At 33.7% G+C, this 25412-nt stretch carries 16 protein-coding genes, 1 tRNA gene and 1 pseudogene; 5 read left to right on the plus strand and 13 right to left on the minus strand.

What is annotated here, in order from left to right:
• The first annotated feature begins 2 nt into the window (after positions 1-2).
• Positions 3-578 carry a glycerol-3-phosphate 1-O-acyltransferase PlsY gene (plsY, locus tag CAI20_RS03115; protein WP_149168786.1) on the plus strand — a complete coding sequence of 192 codons (576 nt, stop codon included), beginning with the start codon at positions 3-5 and terminating at the stop codon, positions 576-578.
• Here the strand turns inward: plsY and CAI20_RS03120 are convergent.
• From CAI20_RS03120 to CAI20_RS03130, 3 genes are all read right to left on the minus strand, one after another.
• Complete coding sequence (locus CAI20_RS03120) at positions 573-2453, minus strand: hypothetical protein (RefSeq protein ID WP_149168787.1); 1881 nt, start codon at positions 2451-2453, stop codon at positions 573-575. The genes plsY and CAI20_RS03120 overlap by 6 nt on opposite strands.
• A 55-nt stretch (positions 2454-2508) precedes the next feature.
• Positions 2509-3405: a cation diffusion facilitator family transporter gene (locus tag CAI20_RS03125; protein WP_007302486.1), complete on the minus strand. Its 897-nt coding sequence runs from the start codon at positions 3403-3405 to the stop codon at positions 2509-2511.
• Between the two features lie 27 nt (positions 3406-3432).
• Positions 3433-3505: transfer RNA gene (locus CAI20_RS03130), tRNA-Val, on the minus strand.
• Positions 3506-4262: 757 nt separating this feature from the next.
• Here CAI20_RS03130 and CAI20_RS03140 point away from each other — a divergent pair.
• Both CAI20_RS03140 and CAI20_RS06640 read left to right on the plus strand, forming a co-directional pair.
• Entirely contained in the window at positions 4263-7511 is a 3249-nt protein-coding gene (locus tag CAI20_RS03140) for a peptidase M2 (RefSeq protein ID WP_246111617.1), read from the plus strand.
• Positions 7512-7809: 298 nt separating this feature from the next.
• Positions 7810-9804, plus strand: coding sequence for a hypothetical protein (locus tag CAI20_RS06640; protein WP_246111618.1), 1995 nt, complete (start codon positions 7810-7812; stop codon positions 9802-9804).
• Positions 9805-9894: 90 nt separating this feature from the next.
• Here CAI20_RS06640 and rlmB read toward each other — a convergent pair whose 3' ends face one another.
• Positions 9895-10662: a 23S rRNA (guanosine(2251)-2'-O)-methyltransferase RlmB gene (gene rlmB, locus CAI20_RS03150; RefSeq protein WP_007302490.1), complete on the minus strand. Its 768-nt coding sequence runs from the start codon at positions 10660-10662 to the stop codon at positions 9895-9897.
• 92 nt (positions 10663-10754) lie between these two features.
• On the opposite strand from rlmB, the gene CAI20_RS03155 reads away from it, so the two are divergent.
• Positions 10755-11246, plus strand: coding sequence for a Smr/MutS family protein (locus CAI20_RS03155; RefSeq protein ID WP_007302491.1), 492 nt, complete (start codon positions 10755-10757; stop codon positions 11244-11246).
• 11 nt (positions 11247-11257) lie between these two features.
• Here the strand turns inward: CAI20_RS03155 and uvrC are convergent, their stop codons facing one another.
• From uvrC to CAI20_RS06895, 5 genes and pseudogenes are all read right to left on the minus strand, one after another.
• Positions 11258-13075, minus strand: a complete 1818-nt coding sequence (uvrC, locus tag CAI20_RS03160) for an excinuclease ABC subunit UvrC (protein WP_012481994.1) — start codon at positions 13073-13075, stop codon at positions 11258-11260.
• Entirely contained in the window at positions 13059-15167 is a 2109-nt protein-coding gene (gene glyS, locus CAI20_RS03165; RefSeq protein WP_019236898.1) for a glycine--tRNA ligase subunit beta, read from the minus strand. The genes uvrC and glyS overlap by 17 nt, the downstream gene beginning before the upstream one ends.
• A gap of 3 nt (positions 15168-15170) precedes the next feature.
• Positions 15171-16010, minus strand: a complete 840-nt coding sequence (locus CAI20_RS03170; RefSeq protein WP_007302494.1) for a glycine--tRNA ligase subunit alpha — start codon at positions 16008-16010, stop codon at positions 15171-15173.
• A gap of 44 nt (positions 16011-16054) precedes the next feature.
• Positions 16055-16813 (minus strand): hypothetical protein, encoded by a 759-nt coding sequence (locus CAI20_RS03175; RefSeq protein WP_007302495.1) that lies wholly within the window; start codon positions 16811-16813, stop codon positions 16055-16057.
• Between the two features lie 284 nt (positions 16814-17097).
• A pseudogene (locus tag CAI20_RS06895) lies at positions 17098-18038 on the minus strand (IS5 family transposase).
• 755 nt (positions 18039-18793) lie between these two features.
• Here CAI20_RS06895 and CAI20_RS03200 point away from each other — a divergent pair.
• Positions 18794-19744 (plus strand): hypothetical protein, encoded by a 951-nt coding sequence (locus CAI20_RS03200; protein ID WP_007302496.1) that lies wholly within the window; start codon positions 18794-18796, stop codon positions 19742-19744.
• A 37-nt stretch (positions 19745-19781) separates the two neighbouring features.
• Here the strand turns inward: CAI20_RS03200 and CAI20_RS03205 are convergent, their stop codons facing one another.
• The 4 genes from CAI20_RS03205 to CAI20_RS03220 all read right to left on the minus strand — a co-directional run bounded on the left by CAI20_RS03205 (position 19782) and on the right by CAI20_RS03220 (position 25289).
• Positions 19782-20564, minus strand: a complete 783-nt coding sequence (locus CAI20_RS03205) for an exodeoxyribonuclease III (protein WP_149168788.1) — start codon at positions 20562-20564, stop codon at positions 19782-19784.
• Positions 20564-21271 (minus strand): uroporphyrinogen-III synthase, encoded by a 708-nt coding sequence (locus CAI20_RS03210; RefSeq protein ID WP_007302498.1) that lies wholly within the window; start codon positions 21269-21271, stop codon positions 20564-20566. Before CAI20_RS03210 ends, CAI20_RS03205 begins: the two co-directional genes overlap by 1 nt.
• Positions 21272-21506: 235 nt before the next feature.
• Positions 21507-23036, minus strand: a complete 1530-nt coding sequence (locus CAI20_RS03215; RefSeq protein WP_149168789.1) for an actin-bundling T4SS effector WalE1 family protein — start codon at positions 23034-23036, stop codon at positions 21507-21509.
• A 198-nt stretch (positions 23037-23234) separates the two neighbouring features.
• Positions 23235-25289 carry a coiled-coil domain-containing protein gene (locus CAI20_RS03220; protein WP_149168790.1) on the minus strand — a complete coding sequence of 685 codons (2055 nt, stop codon included), beginning with the start codon at positions 25287-25289 and terminating at the stop codon, positions 23235-23237.
• Between the last annotated feature and the right edge of the window lie 123 nt (positions 25290-25412).

Consider the following 25412-nt stretch of genomic DNA (forward strand, 5'->3'; position numbering starts at 1 on the left):
TAATGGAGAAATATATAATTCTTATATTATCCTACGTATTCGGTTCAATACCGTTTAGCTTAATTATTGCAAAAGTAAAAGGAATAAATTTAAGAGAAGTAGGTTCTGGAAATATTGGTGCTACAAATGTTGCAAGGACAGGAAACAAATTCCTTGCTGCCTTGGCGTTGTTTCTGGACTCATTTAAAGGATTTATCGCAGTTTATATAGCACAACAATTCTTTGATAGTAACGATATGTATATATATGCATCTGCTGTTTTAGCAGTTCTAGGACATATGTTTCCTATATGGCTGAAGTTTAACGGAGGAAAGGGGGTTGCAACAACTTTAGGGATTTTGGTAACACTCAGTATCCCTTTGTCATTAGTGTTTGTATTTGTTTGGTTAGTAGTATTTTTTATTTTTCGATATTCTTCCCTTGCTTCTTTGATTTCTACTACAGCAGCTTTATTAGCATCTTTCTTTTTTCAAAAAGACTTATTTCTTACACTACTTACTGTAGCAATATTAATTTTCTTGAAGCACTATAGAAATATTGCAAATCTTCTGCAAAGCAAGGAACACAGGTTTTTATAAACGGTGTACTGCTAGGTTATTAACACTTAAATTACGAGATAAGCTGCTTGATGGCATTATTTTGTCTTCTTTATTTAAGTCTATAATTTTTGCTTTTGTTATACTCTCTACTTCTTGAGGTATTAAAAATTCATCTTCAATGAATCTTTGCTTCACTTCTTGTATTTTTTCATAAAGTGTGGTTACATTGCGCTTATTTTGATTATAAATATCTTCAATCTCTATCTCTAGCCTGTGTGAAGCTTCTTTTTTTAACATGTTATTTATCACTGCTTCTGTTATTGCTAGCTTTTCTTGCAGAATTTTCTTTATTTCTTCTTTATCGTCTCTGCTATTTTTACTCAGTTCCGTGTATACCCTATAACACCTTTTCTTTAGTGGTAACATTCTTAAACTATCTAACATTCTGTCCACTTGACCCTTAATAGTCTTCTTGGCTTTCAATTTTAATTCTTTTACTTCTTCTTTTATTATTTTGCTAGCTATTCTCTTAGCTTCAGTTAAAGATGAGTCCTTGAGAAAAAAATCTGTTCTAAGTAAATTTTGGTTTAAAAGCTCCAAAAAGACTTTTCCTTTGATGTTTTCGAGTTGATCGTCTAAACCATCCCCCTGTAGTTTATTTGTTATGTGCTGAGACAGCGCAAAGTGCTCTAATTTATTTAACTTTACAGAGTTAATATTTTTCATTAACGTCAGCACAATTTGTTCACTATATTGAGAAGTAAAACTCAGTAATCTTCTCATTAAAGTAATGCTTACTTCTGCAATAAAATCATCAACTATTTTTTGACTTTTATCATCTTCATAATTATTTTGGGCGTTATGCCAAGCCCTAAGAATTTCTTTACCGTTTTTCCTATTTTTTAGCCTGTCTAACATAAACTTACGTGCTTCATTTTCTGCTTCTGTAAGGAGCATTTGTCTAGGTGGTGTAAATTTAATCTCTGGATCGGAATGAATACCCTCTAATGTACTTAACATTCTGTAGATAATACCAGTAAAACATGTGTTAGGAATTCGTTCTTTTCTAGAGAAAGTTTGGCTATCTAGTAAATTTGCAATCAACGCGTCTTTTTTATTTTTTACAGCTTCTCTATCTCCATCATTGCAGGCTCTAAGAACTAACAGAAGAATTTGTCCACCAGTGAAGCCAGAGCTATGTTTCTCATTACCTTTGCAAAAATCTTGCAAAAACATTACTAATTTTCCCTTATTCTCATTACTAAATGGTTGGCCATCAAGCATATGTAAGTGATTTATATATTCAATAAATTCTTTAAATCCCTCATTATTAATAGCGTCTTCTGGTACTGGATCATATTTGCGTATTAACTTACCAATATTATTACTAATATCGTCATTCAATTGATGGGGCAGTAAATGCTCATAAGTATCATCAAACTTATTTGTCATACTGCGAGTATTTTCTTTTATGCCTTCTAAAAAGAAACTTATAGCAGCTTTGAGTAACGTAAATGGATTAAAATCCTTTGGCCTTAATTCACTTTGTAATAGAATTAAAACCATTGCAAATGGTATTGTTGCAAGTAACGAAACGAGCAGAAAAGTAGTTGTAAAGGTTAGATATGTTACAGAAGCAAAAAATAAAAGGAAAGATGCTATCTTAATTTTATTTTTCTCAAAAAATATTTCCCAATATTCCTTTTTACTTATTTTTTCCTGCTTTGCAGCTTTTATGTCTTTATAAACGTAAAAAGTTTTTATTTCAGATCTAAAAAACAATGTGGCAAAAGATAAAAAGACATTGGCAGGATTAACTAAAATGCTTAAAGAAACAAAAGCTGCGAAGTAACTTGCTGTCTTTAATCTGTAAGAATCCTTTCCAGGAAATTGTATTTGGGAAATACCTATCATAGCCTACCCTCTATAATATTATGATATTGTAGTAATAACAAATAGCCTATAGATGTCAATGCTTAAGTATTTTACTGTCTACGCACTCATCGTATTCAATTTCAACTGTAGAGTGTGCAATTTCAAATCTATTTAATAGTATTTTTTTTATCTCATACAGAATATTAGTATGTTGCCCATTTTGCTTTATCTTGGCATGCATAGTAAGTATAAAATAATTATCAGATAGTGACCATGCATGTATATGATGCACATCTATCACTTCAGGTAACTTAGATACAATCTCACTTTTTATCTCCTCAGCAGATACACTCTCAGGTGTACCTTCAAGGAGTATATGGCAAGAATTCTTGAGAATTTTATATCCACTGTTTAAGATTATTACACTGACAAATACTGACAAAATAGGGTCCACTATTTGCCATCCGGTAAACATGATAATTATGGATGCAAGTATAGCAGCTACAGAACCTAAAATATCTCCGATAACATGCAATACAGCACTTTTTATGTTTATATTACTTTCGCATTTACTATGTAATATAAAAAAGACTATAATGTTAGAGATCAGGCCAAGTGTGGCAATTATTAGCATTACTTTCCATTCCACATTGACTGGACAAATGAATCTCTTTATTGATTCAATTATAATGACCGCTGCAATGAAAAATAGAGTTAAACCATTAACAAATGCTGCAATTATCTGCAATCTGTGATACCCATATGACCTCTGTAAATCAGATTTCTTAGCTGAAAATTTGTGTGCTATCCAGCTTAAAACCAAGGCAAAAAGATCAGTGAGCATATGTCCTGCATCTGATAGTAGAGCAAGCGAATGTGAAATTACTCCACCTGCTATCTCCATAAGCATTGTTATTGCGACTATTATTATGGAATAAATTAAGCGCTTGGACTCTGCTATTGAGTGTTTGCCATTGTGCACTGCTGTCATATAAAATCTTTTTATGAGCAAAAATCGTGGGTAACACTGGGCTCGAACCAGCGACCCCTTGCACGTCAAGCAAGTGCTCTACCAACTGAGCTAATTACCCATCGTAGCTTTAGTATAGTGCTTCAGTGAAATGAAAGTCAATTTGCTTTTAGACTTCTTGCTGAATGAAACTCCTTGACAAACCTTCCCACTTTCCTTATCATACCAATAAGAGTACTTATCCTTGTTTTTGATCCTCGCGGGTTCAACAACAAAAATTCAGTAAAAAACTCAGATATTTATTGGCAAATTACATAAAAATTATAGCGGCTGCATGTCTTTTTTATTTTTTCTACATTCAGCCAAATCGCGCTTGTTAGGACATTATTACAACGCCAATTTACATTATAAAACTCGCTACTAAAGGATTTTTTTACCTTTTTTTCTACTCAGTAAATTTCTTAATTATAATTCCGCTACTTATTAACAGCCATGGAATTTTAGCTATATTCTCGATTTTTCATATTGAGTTAACTATCTATACTTTTTTATTAAGATACAAATTATATCAATATGAGAATTTACACTTTCTTAGCGGAAGTAGCTTTATGCTTGATATTGTAAAGACTAATAAATTAGGGGTTAAAGTAATGACAATCAATCGACAAGTAAATAAAAATATATCTAAAGATGAATATTTTAACAACAAGCATATCATATAAGTTAAAGATTTAAATATTAAAGTAGAAGTTTATTCTCATAATTTAAGAGCAAGTAAAGTTGCTCACATTGAAAGTGAGATAAGAGAAACAGCTACTAATTTTAAAGATGCATTTAAGCTGGAGCCTGGTAGCTCAGAACAAACATTCAAAATTTATGTGTTTGATGATAAGGCTGATTACACTCACCTTGGTGGAAGCGAACGTTTTGGTTCTTACCTTGGAGATGAAGGTGGTAAATGTTACTACAAAGGAGAAGCTGATATTTTTGCTGAGATGTATGTCTATCAGCAAGGTGGCGTTCATAACCTTCAGCATGAATTTGCACATGGTTTAACTTACTTGGCTACAGGAGGAAAATCTCTACCTACAGTATTAATGGAGGGAATTGCAGATTACTTTGAACATCATTCAGATCACAAGTTCAATGCTCAAGGGTCAAGCATTGATAAAACTGAAGCCGCAAATTTGGATCTAGGTGGAATTTTAAATTTACAATACTCAGCCAATGGTGAAGAAAACAGTTTAGTGTATAAAACTGGTCATGCGTTGATAATGTACTTACAGGAAAAAGATCCTAGTTTATTAAGAGACTACCTAGATGCTTTACGTCAAGGTAACTCAGATGAGTCAAAAAGTTTCTTGAAAGACATAAAAGGACATGATGCTGACTTCAAAAGTTGGCTTGCTGAGAATGATACAGAAACTGCAATGGAACATCTCAACGCTTTGCAAGTTACAAAAGGAGATTTTATAGCAACTGGTCAAGAAATAGTGGGTGGAGAAATTAAAGATGTATCGTATTATAAAGCAAATATAGAAAAAATAGATGGAGAAAACGTTGGAAGTTTCTCTGCTGTAGAGCATGTGTCATTTTACGATTATGCTCGTGCTGTTAATAGGGCAACAAATGATAACCTCGATATATCAAAGGAATATCATTTTTTAAAGGTAGTAAAAACTACTGATGGGCAGGTTAAGCTGACTTACTCTGATCAACAAGGTAATGAATATCAAAATAGTCAAGAGTATAAAATGCAAGCTTTGAGGATATTATCAAAACATGGTGAAGATCTTAGAAAATCTTACTATGATGGGAAAGAAGACTTAGATAAGCAGAAGGATATAAAATATAATGATGTGTTGAAAAACCTGCGTGAACAGGAAGAAACACAGCGTCATGATGCATACGAACAATACAAAAGAGGAGAGATCTCTTATGAGAAATTTGTAGAAAAATGCAATTCAGCCAGCACTAATTATCATAATGAAGATAAGAGATTATATAATGCTACACAGGACAAATATACACAACTGAAAGATGATTTGCTTGATAAAACCATAAACGCTGGCTTGAAACAAGTAAAAGAAACTCAGAACATTGACGTAGAAAAGATGTTAGAAGAGATGGTTAATATCGATCCAAACTTGATAAGAGGTACAAATCATATTGATCTACAAGAAGGCAAGATTTTTTCTATTCAAGCTCTTGGTCACGGAGATATGGGTGCACTATCTATATATGATGGGAATACAAAGCTTGGAGAGTTGTCGAGCGAATCGGGCTTTTTTAAGCAAGTTGAAGGTCAAACTAAAGAAACTTTTGTTTTTGAGGACATATTGCACAACTTGAATACTCAATATGACGGTGGTGCTTATATGGCTATTACAAAAGAAAATGGTCATTATAAAGCTTCTCTGATAGATGGCAGAACAGTTGAACGTGATGAATACTTTGATGAAGCACATTTACATGAAAATGAATTGTTGCATCCTAGCACTGGACACATTCAAAAAGATTTAGATTCTCTGCTTCTTAGAGGGACCAAAATTCTAAATCATCAGGATTCAAAGCATGCTCAATATTCTGATGAGCAAAGAGAAAGCGGTGTAATCGTAGAAAAAGGAACATTATTGGATGATAAAGGGACTGATAGAACAGACGACGATGTATACGAAGCGGTTGTAAAGCAAGGAGGCGAAAATCTACATGCATTCAAAAATATGGGCTTCTATATCACTGAAGAGATGAAAAATGAAAGAGGTGAAGTTGTAAATGGGAGTAACTTATTCATTCATGATCACGGAAAAAATGTACGCTATCAGTTACCTGAAGAAGTTACTCATCTAAAGTTAGTGCAAAAGGATGAAGGATACAAATTAGTGCCAGCTGATGAACGTGGTAATGAATATAGGTATGATGCTCAAGGTAATACTATACCAGAAGAATACAAATATATCAACCCAGTATTTGCACATGAATATGAAAAGAGAGATTATTCTCATAAACATATAAATGTGGGCCTTATAAACTTAGAAAAATATGCCCCTGGTAAACTTTTTACCATTAAACATGATCCAAATGATTATCAGATACAAAGAAACTCGAGTGGTGAAATAGTGAGAATCAACAATCAAAGATATTTCACTAAAGTAAAACTATTTGATGGTGATACTGATGAAGAAATAGGAATGTTATCTAATAATTTCCATAACTTCAAAGGAAAAATATTCTTTTCTGCTGATTATAACTACAGCTATAATGATTTCCTCGCATCTGTTTCTCCTCAAGTTGAAATTGAGAATATGGGAAATGGAAGTAAAAAAATAACTTTCGATCAAGGCAGTGGCGATATCGGCGATACTAACAGAGGCTACACGGACTATCAGAGAATATTCACAAAAGAGAAACAAACCGAAAGTCCAAAAGGGCAAGTAAGTGAAACTAAGACAGAAGTTCATAGTACTACTAATGTTGTTGCTGAAGAGAGAAACGACAACAGTGAAATACAGTCTGATCAACCACAAATTCCAACAAGGGCAAAAAGGTCAGCTTCAGTGGAGGAGAAAGAGCAGGTAGTGTTGAAAGACACAATCTTGAAAATAGAAAAGAGCTATGATAGAGATGTAGAAGGAAAGCATAAGGCAAATGTAATCATAGATTATAATGATGTGAAAGCCTTGTATAATAGAGCAGAAGGAGCAGATAAGCAATCTGTGTTAGATTTTTGGAACAAACTGCATACATCGGATTATAAGATTGGTGCTTTGCCGGAAGACAAGTATTACTTTAAAGATGGCAAATTTCTAATTCACGATAGTGACACGAAAAAGCTTATAGTGTTACCTGAAGATAAGGTATCCATCAAAATAATGAAGGATGGTGATAGTTATAGTTTGGCTATATCAAATGGTAATGGCAAAGTAATAAGCAGCATTAGTAAAATAGATAATCCAAATTACGAATTGCTATCAGATTCAAGTCACTTTAGCTTAGAAACACAAGATAACTTTGAGTTATTAGATCAACATCATGAATATAATCTCTATCTAGAGAATGGTTTTGTGAAAATGTTCGACTGCGCAAGCGATCACGTTTATCACGATCATAACTCAGCCTATATCTAATATATAAGGAGGGCCCTGCCCTCTTTTTGTTATTCCAATGCCCAGACACTGGCATCCAGTAAATTTGCTAGTATAAAAGTAATCAACGTTTCTTATGATGGAAAAATGGATTCCAGTGTCAAGCACTGGAATAACACCAAAGGGGCTACTAGGATGACATCGTCTGCTACATACTTAGATCACAAGAGAAGAATTCTGAAGCGAAAAGCTTCAAGGAAATCTTATGCAAAATCTAGTATTTACGGAATTTATATTATTTTCATGCACATTATGGTTTTTATAATTAACGGAAAGTGATATGGCTAGTTTAACTTTTAAAGACAACTCTGGAGGAAATGTACCATCCCCTAACATTAAAAGCATAATTTATGAAGATGCTGCACAGAATAAGTATACCTTTGGTGTAGACAATGCTACTAATGTTTTCAACACTTTTAAGTATGAACCTAATGGTGCTGCTGAAATAGATTACAGTGCTACAGCAACAAAGTTCATGACTGGAGGTGCAATTGCTACATTATTAGGTATTGGAACTAATGTAGATGCAATAAAAACTAAGACTGATTCTATTCCAGCTGACTTAAGCGCTGACTTAGTTACCATAAAAACTCAAGTCGGAACAGATCTGATATCAGGAATAAAGGCTAAGACTGATAAGATTACAGATACCTTAGGAGCTGATGTCACTGCTATAAAGGCTAAAACTGATACTATTCCAGCTGACTTAACAGCTAAAGTAACTGCTATAGAAACTGCTACAAATTCTGCTAATTTAGGAGATAAAGTTACTGCAATACAAACTAAGACTGATAAGATTACAGATACCTTAGGAGCTGATGTCACTGCTATAAAGGCTAAGACTGATAAGATGCCTGCTGATTTAGGAACTGAGTTAGGTAATTTAGCTAAATCTGCTGATGTTACTGCTATAAAGGCTAAGACTGATAAGATGCCTGCTGATTTAGGAACTGAGTTAGGTAATTTAGCTAAATCTGCTGAACTAGCTCCTTTAGCTAAATCTGCTGATGTTACTGCTATAAAGGCTAAAACTGATACTATTCCAGCTGACTTAACAGCTAAAGTAACTGCTATAGAAACTGCTACAAATTCTGCTAATTTAGGAGATAAGGTTACTGCAATACAAACTAAGACTGATAAGATTACAGATACCTTAGGAGCTGATGTCACTGCTATAAAGGCTAAGACTGATAAGATGCCTGCTGATTTAGGAACTGAGTTAGGTAATTTAGCTAAATCTGCTGAACTAGCTCCTTTAGCTAAATCTGCTGATGTTACTGCTATAAAGGCTAAAACTGATACTATTCCAGCTGACTTAACAGCTAAAGTAACTGCTATAGAAACTGCTACAAATTCTGCTAATTTAGGAGATAAAGTTACTGCAATACAAACTAAGACTGATAAGATTACAGATACCTTAGGAGCTGATGTCACTGCTATAAAGGCTAAAACTGATACTATTCCAGCTGACTTAACAGCTAAAGTAACTGCTATAGAAACTGCTACAAATGCTGCTAATTTAGGAGACAAGGTTACTGCAATACAAACTAAAACTGATAAGATTACAGATACCTTAGGAGCTGATGTCACTGATATAAAGGCTAAGACTGTATTTATTCCAGATACCTTTACTGCTGATGTTGCTGCTATAAAAGATGCTACAAGTGCTGCTAATTTAGGAAAGAAGGTTACTGCAATACAAACTAAGACTGATAAGATTACAGATACCTTAGGAGCTGATGTCACTGCTATAAAGGCTAAGACTGATAAGATGCCTGCTGATTTAGGAACTGAGTTAGGTAATTTAGCTAAATCTGCTGAACTAGCTCCTTTAGCTAAATCTGCCGATGTTACTGCTATAAAGGCTAAAACTGATACTATTCCAGCTGACTTAACAGCTAAAGTAACTGCTATAGAAACTGCTACAAATTCTGCTAATTTAGGAGATAAGGTTACTGCAATACAAACTAAGACTGATAAGATTACAGATACCTTAGGAGCTGATGTCACTGCTATAAAGGCTAAGACTGATAAGATGCCTGCTGACTTAAACGCTGAGTTAATTAAGTTAACTACAATAGGAAATGCTATAAATGGTAATGGTAACGTCACTGAAGCTGCTAAAGCTGTACTAGAGAGCAGTTTCAAGAAAGCTATTAAAGAAGCTGGAGAAGATGGTAGCGAATGGCTTAAAAATGAGATAAAAGAGATAGTGTCACAGCCATCCTTCGAGATTCCAACAGATTCAAGTTCACCTCTTTCTTGGGATTGGTAATGTAAGTGCTAGTGAATGACATCGCAAGATGTCATTCACTGTTGTCATTCCAGTATCACATGCTGGAATGACATCCTTGTTTTATTGCAACTAATTTGCAGTGATTTTTGTTTTAATGTAAATGGAATATAGTCCTATTGCTGCTGCGTTTGAAACATTTAGACTATCAATTACGTTTGACATTGGAATTTTTAAAAGATAATCACAACTTTCTTTCACTAATCTCCGCATTCCTTTCTCTTCAGAACCAAAAATAATTACTCTTTTTTGCCCAAAATTCTTTATTTCATCTATATTTTCCTTTGCATTGCAATCAAACCCATAACACCAGTAGCCTATCTTTTTTAAAGACTCCATCGTTTTTACTATGTTTGTAACGTATATTAGAGGAACAATATCCAGTGCTCCACTTGCTGCTTTTGCGATAGATGCATTTTCGCTCGGTGAATGGTGATGTGGTAAAACCAGTGCATCAATGTTGAAACAAGCTGAGGTTCTTAAAATCGACCCTATATTGTGTGTATCAGTAATTTGATCTAAAATGACTATAGTAGAGCTGTCACCTGAACCTTCAGCTATTTCTTCGATATTTAAGCTGTGAAAAATAGGAGCAACTTTTAAAGCAATTCCTTGATGATTGACACCTTTGGGTAAAACATCATTGAACATTTTGTTCTCTACCAGTCGAGGTTTAATGCCCTTACTATCTGCACATTGTTTAATTTCTTTCTCAAATTCTCTGTAGAAATTTTCTGTTACTAACAGTTCTATACACCGCCTATTTTTGTTTCTTAATGCTGAAATACAAGTGTGCTTTCCATATATCCAACAGTTTTCATTAGCTTTTGATGATTTCATCTCATTATTGAAAATCAGTTTTTTATAGAATAAGCGATATTTTACTGTGTTTATATATTGTTGTAAAATTATGCAGTTCAATTAATGAATTTATGTCAGATGATGAGTTAGATTGGCAAAAAAATGTTAAGCCAATAGAATGTGGAAAAGTTACTTTGAAAGTTGATCACAAAGTAAATATAAAATCTATGATTGATAAAGGTGCCTCTAGTTTACAAGAAAATTTTCTTAATACTGATAATGGTGATTCATCATTTTGTCTTGACTACAATACAAAATTAAAGATCGATAGGGGCAAATATTTTATAAGCGATAAACTCGATTTGCATGGCTATAGTATAGATAATGCTTATTGTAAATTGATAGATTTTATTATCAAAAATTATCAAGCAAGGAATAGGTGCTTATTGGTAATTACGGGGCATGGTAATAGTACAGATAAAATAGACACTATAAAGAATAGCTTAAATAAGTGGTTGAATGACACAAAAGTTCGAAATATGATCTTATACTATCAGCAAGCCATAAAAAAACATGGTGGCAAAGGAGCTTTTTATGTCTTATTAAGAAGAAATAAAGGTTAATTTTAGAGTACCTATTTAGGAGTACCTTTCTTAGAATTCACGTGTTGAAGAATGATTTCTGCTAAACCTTTACTAATTCCAGGTACGTTTTGAATTTCAGCTAGAGAAGCTTTGCTTATATTTTCTACAGAACCAAAATGAGACATGAGTGCCTTCTTTCTTTTACTGCCAACACCGGATATTTCACTTAATTGTGAAGCAAAAAACTGTTTATCGCGTTTTTTTCTATGCGAAGTTATCGCAAAACGGTGAGCTTCATTACGCAGCAATTGTAAATAAAGCATGACCTTACTGTCACTTGCTAGAGTAAATTCTTCTCTGTCCGGCACATAAAATCTTTCATTTCCTGCATTACGATCATGACCCTTTGCCATACAAGCAAAAGGAACTTTTATATTCAATATTTCCAACACATTCTGCACTATGGAAACATGTCCTGGACCGCCATCAATCAGTAAAAAATCAGGGATTATATCTTTTATATTGCCAGAGAAACGTCTAGTCAGCACTTCTCTCATCATTTTATAGTCATCACCTGAAATTTCTTCTTTTATAGTAAATTTTTTGTATTCACTTTTTAAAAAACCTTCCTGCCCTGCAACAATCATCACACCAACTTGTTGATTTCCAGATATATGGCTATTATCATAAACCTCGATACGCTTTGGAATATTTGGTAACGAGAAAATCTTCCTAAGCTCTTCGAGCTTTTCTAGGTTATTTCTATAATCAGTAAGCTTCTGTTCTAGACTATGCTGAGAATTATTGTAAATAAAATTCAACAAATCACGTTCTTTACTATTTTTCGCATGCAAAACTTTTATTGATTTTTGAGTAAGAGCATAAAGTGCTTGTTCTATAATTTCCTTATCCTTAATAAAATCGGGAACGTAAATTTGCGCTGGTGGTGTGTTAACTGGATTATACAAATTGACCAAAAAGGTGGATAAAATTTCATCATTTGAATGATCACTACAATTCTCAATGAAGTAAGGAATGCTTCCATAGTTACCTTTATCTCTGAAAGATAGTACACCAATGCATGCTAAGTCTGCCTCACGTACAACGCTAAAGAAATCTGCATCTTCTTCAAAAGAAAAATCCATTGGCTGCATTTGAATTTGCTGAAGAAATTTCAATCGATCTCTATAGACAGCAGCAAGCTCGTAGTTCATCTCCCTACTGCACTTTTCCATTGTAGAAAATAGCTGTCTTTGCACTTCTTTATTCCTTCCTAGCAGAGTATCTTGTGCTTGTTTTACTGATTTGCAGTAATCATCTTTTGTAATTTTATCTACGCATGGTGCTGAACAGCGCTTAACTTGATACTCAAGACATGGTCTTTTTGTTGAAGAGAAATATTGATCTGAACATACTCTTAAGAGAAAAGCTTTTTGCAATGATAATATAGTGTTCTTAACAGCAGCAGCAGATGGAAAAGGGCCGTAGTAATGAAACTCATTCTTCTTAAACTTACCTCTATATTTCGCTATTCTTGGATAATCATGCTTAGAAATTGTTATATAAGGATAAGATTTTCCATCCCTAAGCAAAATATTATAAGATGGTTTTAACGATTTTATTAACTGTGCTTCAAGAAGCAATGCTTCGATTTCATTCTCAGTGATGAATATTTCAACCTTAATAACCTGTGAGATCATTACTCTGATTCGTTCAGAAAGGTTTTCGAATTGAAGGTAGTCAGATAATCTCGACTTCAAGTTTTTTGCTTTACCAATGTATAAAACCTTACTCTTATCTCCAATCATCTTATAAACGCCACAGGATTGTGGAGATGATTTGATTTGTTCCTTATATTGCCTGAGCATTTATCAATTGTTTAACCTGTATAAGGTTAAACTCTGCTACTAAATGAAAGGTAGAAACAACATTTGCAAGCAAAGATAACCTGTTTATTCTAAGCTCATTAGAATCACAGTTAATCTTTACACTGTCCATAAATTGATTGATAAATGGAGCAAAACGAGCAAGTTCATCAAGCGCTGTATTAAAGTCGTTATTTTCTATCGCTTGTTTGATGTTTTTACAAGCAGATATAGCACAATTTGATAGCGCAATCTCCTCATCTTCAATCAAAAACTTCTTACTGTAAGATGCATTATAAGTAGTGCCATCACTTTTTCTCACTTTGCTCATCATGTTACTGGCTCTTTTATAAGTGCTTAGAACCTGTTCACCTTCTTTTGTACTAAGATAACGATCCAATATCACAGTTTGCTTTTCCGCTTTCAGCAGATCATTAATATCGACTTTATATAGTATTGAATCTACAACATCTTGCCTTATATTTCTATTTTTTAAAATAATCTTGAACCTTTCTAAGCAGAATTTAAATACTAGTTCTAAAATTTGTTTTTCACTTGGCTTATCAACTGGAGTTATATTTTTATTCAATAGAAGCCTTGAACATAAAGATACTGACTTATCTATCAGCAATCTAATTGGAATATGCAAATTATTTTCAAGTATTGTTCTAATTATACCAATTGTCATTCTACGCAAACCAAACTGATCATACGAACCAGAGATTTTCTCACCTGCTGCAATTAAGCCAACCAAACTATCCATTTTGTCTGCAATAGCTACAGCAATCGCAGTAGGAGATCTAGGGCATTCTTGGTCCGATCCAATTGGCTTATAGTGCTCAGTTATAGCTTCCACTACTTCTTTATCCTCTTGAAAATAAGAAGCGTAGTATCCACTCATTACTCCTTGCAATCCCGGAAATTCTTTCACTATCAACGTTGCAAGATCTGCCTTTGCTAAATATGCAGCACGTTCAACTTTAATTAATGAAGCATGTGGAATAAATATCGCTATATACTTTGAAAGAGCGATAATACGCTTCACTTTTTCTTCTACGCTACCGAGCGAAGCATGAAATGAAATAGAGCTCAATTTTTTGACATAGTAATCTAGGTTTTCCTTCTTGTCTTGAGATATCAAAAACTGGGCATCAGCAAGACGTGCTTCTAATATTCTTTCATGGCCTTTGACAACTTCATTGTTGTTAACATTTACAACAGTAACAAAATGTGATATTTTCTGTCCATCACTTAAAGCAAGATACTTTTGCTGCGTATTAATTATACTAAGTATTACTTTCTTCGGTAATTCTGATGATTTTACTTTACCAAATAATACTATTGGCCACTCTATAAGCCCTGCCAATTCATTAAGTAAATAATCATTTTTTTCAAGTTGTAAGTTCTCCTCTTTTGTAAACTTATTAATCTGATCTAGTATAAATTGCTTTCTTTTGTCCAACTGGAGAATGACATTATTTTTTTCTAACAATTCAAAATAGTCTTTGGGCGTTTTAACAGTAAGTACTGCATCACCTGAAAGAAACCTATGACCATACGTCACGTTGCATGCTGTAACCCCTGCAAAAGATATAGGTATTATTTCGTCATTTAAAATACATAGAATATTTTTAATTGGCCTAACCCATCTCTCTTTTCTTTCACTCCATCTCATACTCTTTGGCCAAGAAAAGTTTTTTAGCATTTCCTCCAGTTGATTTTTGAGAAACCCGTTGATGTTAAATAAGCAGCTTTCTCTCTTAATGAAGTAAAAATCTTCATCATTTACTTTGCGAATGAGTAAATCTTCTTCACCTTTCCGATTTTTTCTCAAAAAACCTTCGATAGCACTTTTCGGTGCATTAACTCTTGGTCCTTTAATTTCATTGTTAGAATCTTTTAGCTCTAAAGCACTTATGCCATCAATAAAAAGAGCAATGCGACGTGCAGTCACATAAACTTCTATAGATGCAAATTTCACATTATTTTTACTAAAAGCATTAGTGATATAGCTCTTAACCTGAGCTGCAGATGAATTCTGCATTCTTGATGGAATTTCTTCTGAAAGACATTCAAACAATAATTGTGACAACATATTCTACTTTGCTCTATATAATTCACAGCATTTTTTTGTTAACTCTCTCACTCTACCAATATAGGCTGTACGTTCATTCACACCAAGCACACCTCTTGCATCAAGTAGATTAAGTAGATGGCTCGTTTTAATACATTGGTCATAAGCTGCTATCGGCAATTCTTTTTCAACAAGGAATTTACACAGTTTTTCTGTATCCTCAAACTGCTGTTGTACTACTTTAGTATCATAATAATCAAGTGCCAGGTAAGAAAACTCTCGCTCTCTTTGTTTAAAAATATCTCCATAAGTTACACCATTATCGTTCCACATTATGTCGTAAACATTATCTACACCCTGTATGCACATTGCTAAACGCTCTAACCCATATGCTACTTCACCAGGAATTATTCTGCAGTCAATACCTCCCACTTGCTGTATATAAGTAAGTTGTGTTACTTCCATTCCGTTGCATGTAACCTCCCAACCAAGACCGGATGCGCCAACACTTGGGTTTTCCCAATCATCTTCAATAAACTTAATATCATATTCTTTTGTCGATACACCAAGAGCTTTTAAGCTATTTAAGTAAATATCTTGCAAATTGCTGCCAGATGGTTTTATTATAACTTGGTATTGATGATGCTGATATAAACGATTAGGGTTGTCGCCATAGCGTCCGTCTGCAGGTCTGATTACTGGTTGTAGATACACAATTTTTGTTGATTTTTCGTCAATCGCTGACATGATTGTTGCGGGATGTAGTGTTCCAGCTCCAACTTCAGACGTATATGGATGAAGTATAGTACACCCTTCATCTGCCCAAAAATCTTGTAATCCCTTTATTATATCCTGTAGATTCACGCAAACTGTATATCTTTTAAACTGAATACATAAGCAAATAAGTACTATTCTATACTTATTTTTTTAATAGTGCCATGAAAATAGTCACTCAAGGCTATTGAACTTTCTTTTACATACTCAAATATGCTTTTGTTTAAAACAATCGCATCATGCATAGTCAGATCGCAGAATATAAATGCAGTCAAGTACAATAAAATCACTGCATAAAACACATGAAAAATCCCTTCAAATGTGATTGATATTGCATTGTTATAACTAAGCTGTATCGTACTTATCGGCCATGGTTTTATTACTTCTACAATATTAAAAAATAAATAAGGTATTATAAAGAAAAAGAACAAATGCATAAGATCATTAAACCAAAATGGACATTGAAGTATTGCCTTGCATATACTTAAATAGAATTTACTTACAATATAATAAATTGACATTATTGCCGGCATCGAAAACGCAACAGTCATCACCTGTCCTGATGCTATTTGTATTACTATATTCTCATCACTGCTGGCTGAAGGATCTTGAGTATGAAAAATAGATATGCCAACTAATTGCAGCACTAACATAACTATTGCTAGCTTGGTAAAAATAGCAGCTACAACTATGCCTGAATTCGGCATTTTATATAGTATAAAATCACCTCCGTATGTAAGCATTAATATAATGTCGGTAATAAATAATATTAGAAAAGAAGACCAATAATGCTGCCAACCCGGTAAATATCCTACTCCTAAAAAAGAGCTTACTATTTTGGCAGGAAAAACCTTGCCTAGCATCTTACCCAAAAATTGAAAAAAAATCCCCATGTCCTAACTAACACTTGACTTATATTTTTCACAATACTGAATTGTAATGGACTTATCAATACACTTCTTGCATAGAAAAAAGGCAAATAGTTAAAAACGATCTAAACCGTTGCCCCTTTATACTAGTAGCCTCCTTTTTTGTCATCCCAGTGCTCCGACACTGGGATCCAGCCTTTCTTACCAATAAAAACTTAGAATAAGATCTCCTTTGTGCTCAAAAAATTCCTGGATTCCAGTGGGCTTTGTTGCACAGCTCTTCGGATAGTGGGTAATGTATAATAAATTCATGAAGCTATATCAAACTTAGCCATGCCTATTTCAGTAAATTTGTTAAGCAAATAACACTTGAGTAGCAGTTCCTTCTCACGATTAATCTCAGATTTATTCCTAAAACTAAATCCAAATATTTGCTTCAGTCGCGAGAAAAAACTTTCTATATAAGATCTCTTCCAATAATTTATCTCTTTTTTCCACCTCTTCATACCATCTTCATCATATGACTTTATGAGCTTGATTGTAGAATTTCTCTCATTCATATAATCCAACTTTGGATGCTCTACTGCATTATTTTGCGGAGGAATCCTTGTCTTTATGTCAAGCTCATCGCACAGTTTGTATAACTTCTTTCGATCTATCTGCATATATCGTGCTTATGTTATACTTGGTATCCACTCTTTCAATAAGATCACAGGCTCCATAGTGGTCGGAATAAACTCCACTACTGTATTTTGCAGCTATAACTTTTTTACTACCTATCTCTAGCATTACATCTTGTTTGCTCATAGCGGCGATACTTTCTATCTGTACCATTTGCCTTACTATGGCCTGGAATATTATTGTAGATGCTGATACCTGTACTATCTATAGCAATTTCAATATCTTCCATATCGTTCTTATCAACTCTGCAGTCGTTGATTTTGATATTAAGCTTTTTAAACCTTCTTGAAGCCTGCGAATAGCTGATAATTTGCAAAATTTTCCCTATTTGCTCAAGATATTTCTCTATAAATCCCACTGTTTGCCTAAGACCAATCCTGAATAGATAGGTTATTATGTGAATTAGAATCACTACTTTGTCGCTGTAGACATTGTTGCCACCTGCTACTTTTGGACTATTTTCGTACCAATTTTCAATGGCATCGTTGATATAATGAAAAACATTTCCCCTTTCTTGAAGAAATTTGTTATATTCATTGCAGTTACTGACTTTCATTCTTATTGGCATATTTTTCCTTTGTCGGCTAAATATCTATTTTATAACAAATTCCATCAGTAACTGCCTGTTCTTTCCTTGAGTGGTGCAACAAAGCCATTCCAGTGTCTGGGCACTGCCTTATTGTTGTAAATTCACTTTTACCTTATTTTGCCACACCCCTGAACGGATGCCTTGAGTGGTTAATTTCGCAAGTATAATAGTAGTCATATTAAAGAGTTCTTGAAGTAAGGAGAGCACGTTAAGCAAACAACGTTTACCTAAAATTCTGTGACATTAGCAGCTTTCTTGCCCCGTTTTCAGTAAACAGTGATTTTTCTATATATTAGAAAAATTTTTATTTTAATTAGCGTTAAACAATAGGCGCCTATTGGTTTTTAGCTAAAGTAAAGGTCAAATATCTGGAATTCTGGACATAAAATCCCCCTGTGTAAAAAAAAGATTAGAAAAAAGTGCAGCGCACATACAACAGAGATTAAGCATATTTACATGCACTAAAGAAGATACGCTACGCTTTTTGATTAAAAATTTGACTGAAAAGTCTGCAGACAAAGATAGATTTTGAGCTCTTAAAATATCTCTAACTGTAATTATAATCAGATTTAAAATATATGGAAGCAATTTTTTACATTCCCTTATCATTTGTTACTTTTCTATTTCTTGCTTTATTCTTTTCTTTTTTCCCTTTCAAGACAGGTTCTAAGAAATTTGAATTAATGCGAAAAATATGCTATAATTATAGCATAGGTTAGTACAAATAGATCGTTATGACAGTTCCAAAAGCAAAAAATAAGCCTTTAGAGTCATCTACTCAGGTGACCGGGCAAAATGAGATGCTCTTCAAGAAGGAACATAAGGAAATTTACGATTACTTTGTAAAAGTATTAGAAGTTAAAGCCAAATTAAAGGAGAGCAAAGGAATAACTGATTATTTTATATTAGCTTATAAGAAGATACTACTAACTAATGTCAATCCGGAAAAAATAAGACCACTCAGTGAAGAGAATTTTTGTCAGTTTTTACTTTCTATATTTAAAGAAGTTAGAGAGAAAAAATTGGCTGGAGAGGAAGATAGTAAAGTAAAGCAAGTAGTAGAGGAATGCTTAGATGATGTACGTGGTACAGAAGCTAAAGATTTACTAATAAAACTTGTTGGGTTCCCATTGGGAATAAAAATAGACCCGAAAAATATTTCTGGCTCCTTTATGGATGGAGTGAAAGAAAAAATACCATTTTTAGGTGGAGATAAAAAAGAAGAGGATGAACCACTACTTAGTGATCAAGAGATGGTAACAAAGTGCTTACGTAAGGTTTTTCTTCCTATTCTTTTTTCCATTGCTTCAATATTAATTTTTGGTCCTACTACACTTGCGATAGTTGCTGCTGTTATTGGTACAATATTTGCTGTAAAGGGAGGAATTGAAGTTCTTTTTTCAAATAATAGGCCAGGTACTTTATATGACCCTAGCTCACCAGATAAAGATGATACAGAAAAGAGAGCAAAATTGAATGAAAAAATTCGCAAGGGTATTGATGATATTTTAAAAACCCCAATTGAAAGCTCTCTTGAAACAATTGCTGACGGGAGTAAAAAACAACCTACTCCGGAACAAGCTCCTCAGGTGGGAAATAAAGGGGGTGAGCAGCTTACTATGCTTGATGGAAAAATTACTATAGATCAGCCAGCCAAAAGCACAGAAAAGACAGCAGTCAAGTAAGACCTATTTGCCAAAGGTGAATTGTGTAATAGGTCTTTTATTGTTTTATAACACATACAACAGGAGTATGATCAGATGGGTTTTCTAGTTTACGCAACCTATCATCTATGTAACATGTTTCCAATTTATCTGCAGCTTGTGGCGATAGCAGCATATGATCTATTCGCATTCCTTGATTGTTTCTGAGTGAATTGCCTTGATAATTCCACCAAGTGAATTGTTGTAAGTTGAGGTGAGATATTCTAAATGCATCTTTAAAACCAAGATTCAAGATCGCTCTTAATTTCTCACGCTCTTTTATATGAAAGCACACTTGGCCATTTAATAAATTTGAATCAAAAACATCAATTTCATCCAGTGCAACATTATAATCGCCAGCTATAATAGTTAACTCTTCATTTTTCAACAAAGTGCCCATCCTTTCATATAGGTTATCAAAAAACTTGAGTTTATACTCAAAAGTATGAGAGTCTGGGCTTTGACCGTTTGGAACGTATACACTTCCTACCCTTACCTTATTATTGGAGTGTTTTATCACACACTCTATATAACGTGCTTCTTGATGACTCTCTACAACATCAATTTTTAATTTTTCCAGTATTGGATATTTAGATAAAACACAAACACCATTTCTTGCAACCTGTCCATAGACAGCATATTCATATCCTAACTTTTCTATCTCTGCATAAGGAAATTGCTCTTCTGTACATTTTATCTCTTGCAGCAAAACTATATCTATCTGACTATCAACTATAAAACTACAAAGTTGGTTAATTCTTTTACGTATGGAGTTTACATTCCAAGTTGCAATCTTTAGCATCAACAATCCTTATTAATTATATCAATTAAACTCTCCCCTGTGGGCAACCTCGATGTTATAATTTTTTTCCACTTGATTAACTTTAAACTATCAGCAATGTTTTTACTCATGGTATATGCAACTGTATTATTCATCACAGGAGATAGCCCACTTTTTAGAACTAATGAACAAAATACCCTTGCAGTTTGTGAGGAAAAAAAAGCAACGCTATCAATTTTACCGTCCAATAGTAAATTTTTACACCTATTAGTTAGACTCCTTTTAGTAATTGTTTTATAGAGTACAACTTCTCTTACGTTAAAACCTTCTTCAGATAATCTTTTTTTTAGGTCACATGATACTTCTTGTCCCCTTATATATAAGAACTTTATTGTATTTGAATAATGAGATTTTATGCATGATATCAGACCATCAACGTTGCTGTCTGCTGAGATTATATCGGAAAATCCCAAATTTTTTGCAGCCTGCATGGTTGAATTACCAACCGTAATAATTGGAAAGCCATACTCTTTACATATTTGACTGAAAGCCTTTACACTGTTTTTACTTGTAGATATCACAACATCAAATTCGTGCGCGGATATATCAGGATTTAAGTACTTTATTGTGAATACTGGCTCTATAAAAACTTTGTATCCATATTTTTTTAGCGTGCTTCTTGTGCTCAACGAATCTAATAAAGGCCTTGTCAATAAAATAGACTTCATTCTGGTTTATTTCACTAGCAGTAAAATAATATCCCTTATACACAAATTATTGAATAAAAACTTTTATTTTTTAAGTTTCTTACGTAACCTATGAAAAAGGCAAGAGAAACTCCATAAATTGGCCCAGTGCTAGAAAACTGATCTTAAATAAGCGAATGTTTTTGATAAAATGAAAAAAAGATGTTACTCACTGAGTAACATCTTTTTTAAGAAGATAGATAGTTTTGTTTACTCTCTATATCTTCATTTTTGGAGCTTGATGCTCTACATCGACTTCAGCAGTTACTGTTGAAGAAGGTCCCACCAATTTGTCCAAAGAACCTGTCTTTCTTAAGTCAGCTTGGGTTTTTAACTTGCCATTTTTCTCAGTGAACATACCATGTTGCGGAGAAGAACTTGGTGAATTGAACCCACTATCAGAATTACGACGGTAACTGGCAAAGCTAGAAGTTGTAGCAGTACTGTCAGTGCTTAAAGAACCCGTTGAATTGCTTCTTGGCGGTTTCTCCGGAGCAACATAAAAACGGCTATTTCCTATCTCCGCAGATTGTATCTGATCCAACTCAGAATCTTGATATCTTATATAAGTAGCTTCCTCTGGCTTTTTGCCACCTTTTAGTGATGGTAACAACTTGCTCCAAAATGAAGTAGGTTCTTTTACTTCCTTATGCTCATTAGGATTTAATAATTCTGCTTTGCTGCTAACAGTACTTATAGAACTCGTTGAACTACTACCTGATAAGCTATTTTCCAGTGAATTCATAGAACTTGCTTTATGCCTTTTTGCTGACTTATTAAGCCTTTCTAAAGTATTAAAACGAGTATGCTCTTCCTTGCATTCTTTAATAACTTCCTTAATCTCATCATGATATTCAGAAAAAATTTCATATAGGCTGCTATTATCTTTAGCTAACAAATGTTGCAACTTCTTAGCATCTAATTTATTGATAAAATCTATTTGCTGCTTCAATCGGTTGATCAACTGGTCCTTTTTGGCACTGTGTTGACCATCAACAGAATAAGCTTTCTCTAATATTTTTTCCCCCAGCTTAGAAAATATTTTCCTAGTTAAAGCAGAGCTATTCACACCTTTGTCTTCAAAAACTTCCTTGACAAACATTTCCTTTACACTATTAAAACTTCTCGTTTTTTCTTTTGTTTTCAAAATAACAGTTTGATCTTCATTACCTATTGAATATGCGATGCCATCTAAACTAGACACGCTTGCACCACTATCACTCATCTTCCTTCCAAGGTTTTGAATGTTATCCCCCATTTTTCTTAATGTAGAGCTAGCTCTCTCTTGTGTTGCCTGTTTTACAGAACTTGCAGTTTCTTTTACCGAATTCTTGGCATATACAGCACCATCTTTGATTTTTCCGCCAATATGCTTCGCTCCTTCAACTGTTTTTTCTGCTGACCATTTGAGCCCTTTATATCCAGATTGAACTGCTTTTACAGCAACTTTCGCAGCGAAAAATAGAGTAAGACCAACTATAGCACTTGGTATAGCAAGTGTTGCACCAACTGCCAAAAATGGTAACACTGCTGCAAATAATCCACTTGCTGTACCTACTACAAGGGCCTTATCTCCTTGCTTCATCTTGGAGAATTCTGTATCTCCTTTTAACAGATCCATAATTCTGTCTTTTAGCTTCTTGGGATCGTGAATGATATCTGAATTTAATGAAGAATCTTGAATCATTTTAAGATCATCTTGCTTAGTTTCAACAAAATTTGAAGAGTTTTTTTCACTAGGTGACATTTTTAACCTCACTATTAATTAAACATACTAATATTGTATATATCTGATTCTTAAGTTAGGGTTAATTCATCTAACAATGTCCACTTACTCTCAAATGATTTTGCTTGATGTGTTTTTTTGAAAGCACAGAAAATTAGTGATTATTGCAATATAATATCTCGTTTGGATTAGCTATAGTTGAAGCAAAACTTATCCTTTTCAAGAAATAGATTTTTCTGAACCCTTAGCAGGGGTTGATTTTGGATCTAATAAGACCTTAGTCGGCTTTGCTGGATCTGCCCCCAGTCCATCGCATGGAATTGGAGTAGGCCAATCCATAATGTTTTCTGGTCTGTTTGTTCGATTTTTCTCTTTTTGATCTGTGAAAGATGGTGGATCAACTGGAACAAGATTATTCACAGATTTCGTTCTATTTATTTGATCTTCCTCTTTCTTAGACTCTTTTTGATCTGTTGAAGATGATGCATCAATCCCTGCATTTGTACCTTGGTCTTGTGTTTTAGGAACTATAATTTCTTGAGTATTTGCCTGGATTCCTCTACTTTCATATTCAACTTCAGTTTGAGTTGAGATAGCTGCCAGATCTTTTTCCTGCTGTAATATGTCCTGCAATTTCTCTAGAGCTTCTTTAACAGACTTCAGCTCTTCTTGTAACATACCCTCCTTTGCCTTAAACTGTTGTTTAAGCTTATCTATTTCCTCATTCGTATTTACCTCACTCATCTCATCTGCAAGTGATTTTCCAGATTCAAGTTGTTGAATTTTCCTCTCTAAATCTTCATTTTTTCTTTGTAGTTCATTGAATTCTTGAGACAATTGTTTCATCTCTTTAGCCAATGTATTGTTTTTCCCTTTTTCTTCCGTCAATTCTTCTAACAACTGCTTTTCATGATTATCTTGTGGACCTTCTGCCAATGTTTTCTTTAGATTATTTTCCAAATTTGCATTCTTTTTTTCTAGTGCACTTAACTTAGCTTCACTTTGCTTAAATTTTTCCTGTAGCTCCTCATTTATTCTATTTGTTGACCGAACCTCACTTTCTTTATCTTTCAATTGATTAATTAAATCTGTTATTCTAGCATTTTTATCTTTTTCACTTTGTTTTAGTACGTTTACCTCTAGTTCTAATTTCTTAATGTCTTGATCCTTTTCAGCTAACTCTTTTTCCTTTCTTTTCAATTCATCTTTAAGTATTGTAACTTCTTTTTCCAGATCTTGCTTTCCCTCGATTAATTGACTTGCTTCTGCTTCACCTTCTTCTGTTATCTTCGTATTACGGCTTTTTAACTCCGCGTTTTCCTTCTTGAGATATGTATTTTCTTTCTCTAATTCCGCTACTCTATCTTCTAATCCTTTCCCTCCTTGTTTATGCTCTTCTTCATCACTAAACGTATCACTCTCAAATATTTCATCTTCACCATTAAATTCACTACTAATAGACAAAGAACTTCTGCGTGAAGAAGGTGTATTAAGAGAAGAATATCCACTGCTACTTGGTGTAGCTGACTGTGGTGAATCTTTTGTAAATGTTTCCTCTGCTGGTGTTTGCTGCTCGTTCACACTTTTGCTCATGTCAGTGAAAGCTTGATATAAAGTTTTGCCATTGATAAAAACTTCTTTATTCTGCTCAACTAATTTTAATGCTTCTTCTGAACTCGTTATTCCTCCAAATCTTGGTTCACCAATTATGCCCTTAGAACTTACTTCTACAGTCATGCTACAATCTATGCTATTGCCTTTAGAGTCCTTAGCTTGCCAGTTGATGGTCATTTCACATGAGCTTGAACCAGCAAAATCATAGTGCCTTTCGCTGCCTTTTTTGGTTGCAGTTATTTGACTATCTTGCCCTAGAGATAGGTTATAAACCTTACCTTCGTCGCTGGCTCTTAAAAGGGCGCTAATCTCTATTGGTTTTTCTTTATTTTCAAACCTAATTTGAAAGTCATTATCTTTTGTTGTATATACTAAGAAATTTTCACCTGGTAGAGATTCTTCAAATTTTCTATGTGTTGCAGTTATTGATTGCTCAAACTTTTGAAACTCATTTTCCCACTTTAAGTTTATCTGTTCTTTAATGTCCTTATCTTTGCGTAAAGAGCCAATAAAATACCAGATTAAGTTTTTTTTCTCCAATTGTTTTATAGTCTCCTGAAAGCTGCTGCAGGATTCAATCACATCTAAAATATCCTTTTTCTTCTGCTCATCTAAATCTAAACCTTGATTTTCAGTTACAAGTAAATTTTCTTTTGTCATAATTTCTATTTTTAGAGAACTATATTATAATATTAGCATATTTTCTTAAAAAGATCAACTAATTTATAGTTAAATAAACTTGAGTATTTGGCGGGAATGTTATATATTAACCACTCCAAGAAG

Source organism: Wolbachia endosymbiont of Chrysomya megacephala (genome assembly GCF_008245065.1).
Classification (GTDB): domain Bacteria; phylum Pseudomonadota; class Alphaproteobacteria; order Rickettsiales; family Anaplasmataceae; genus Wolbachia.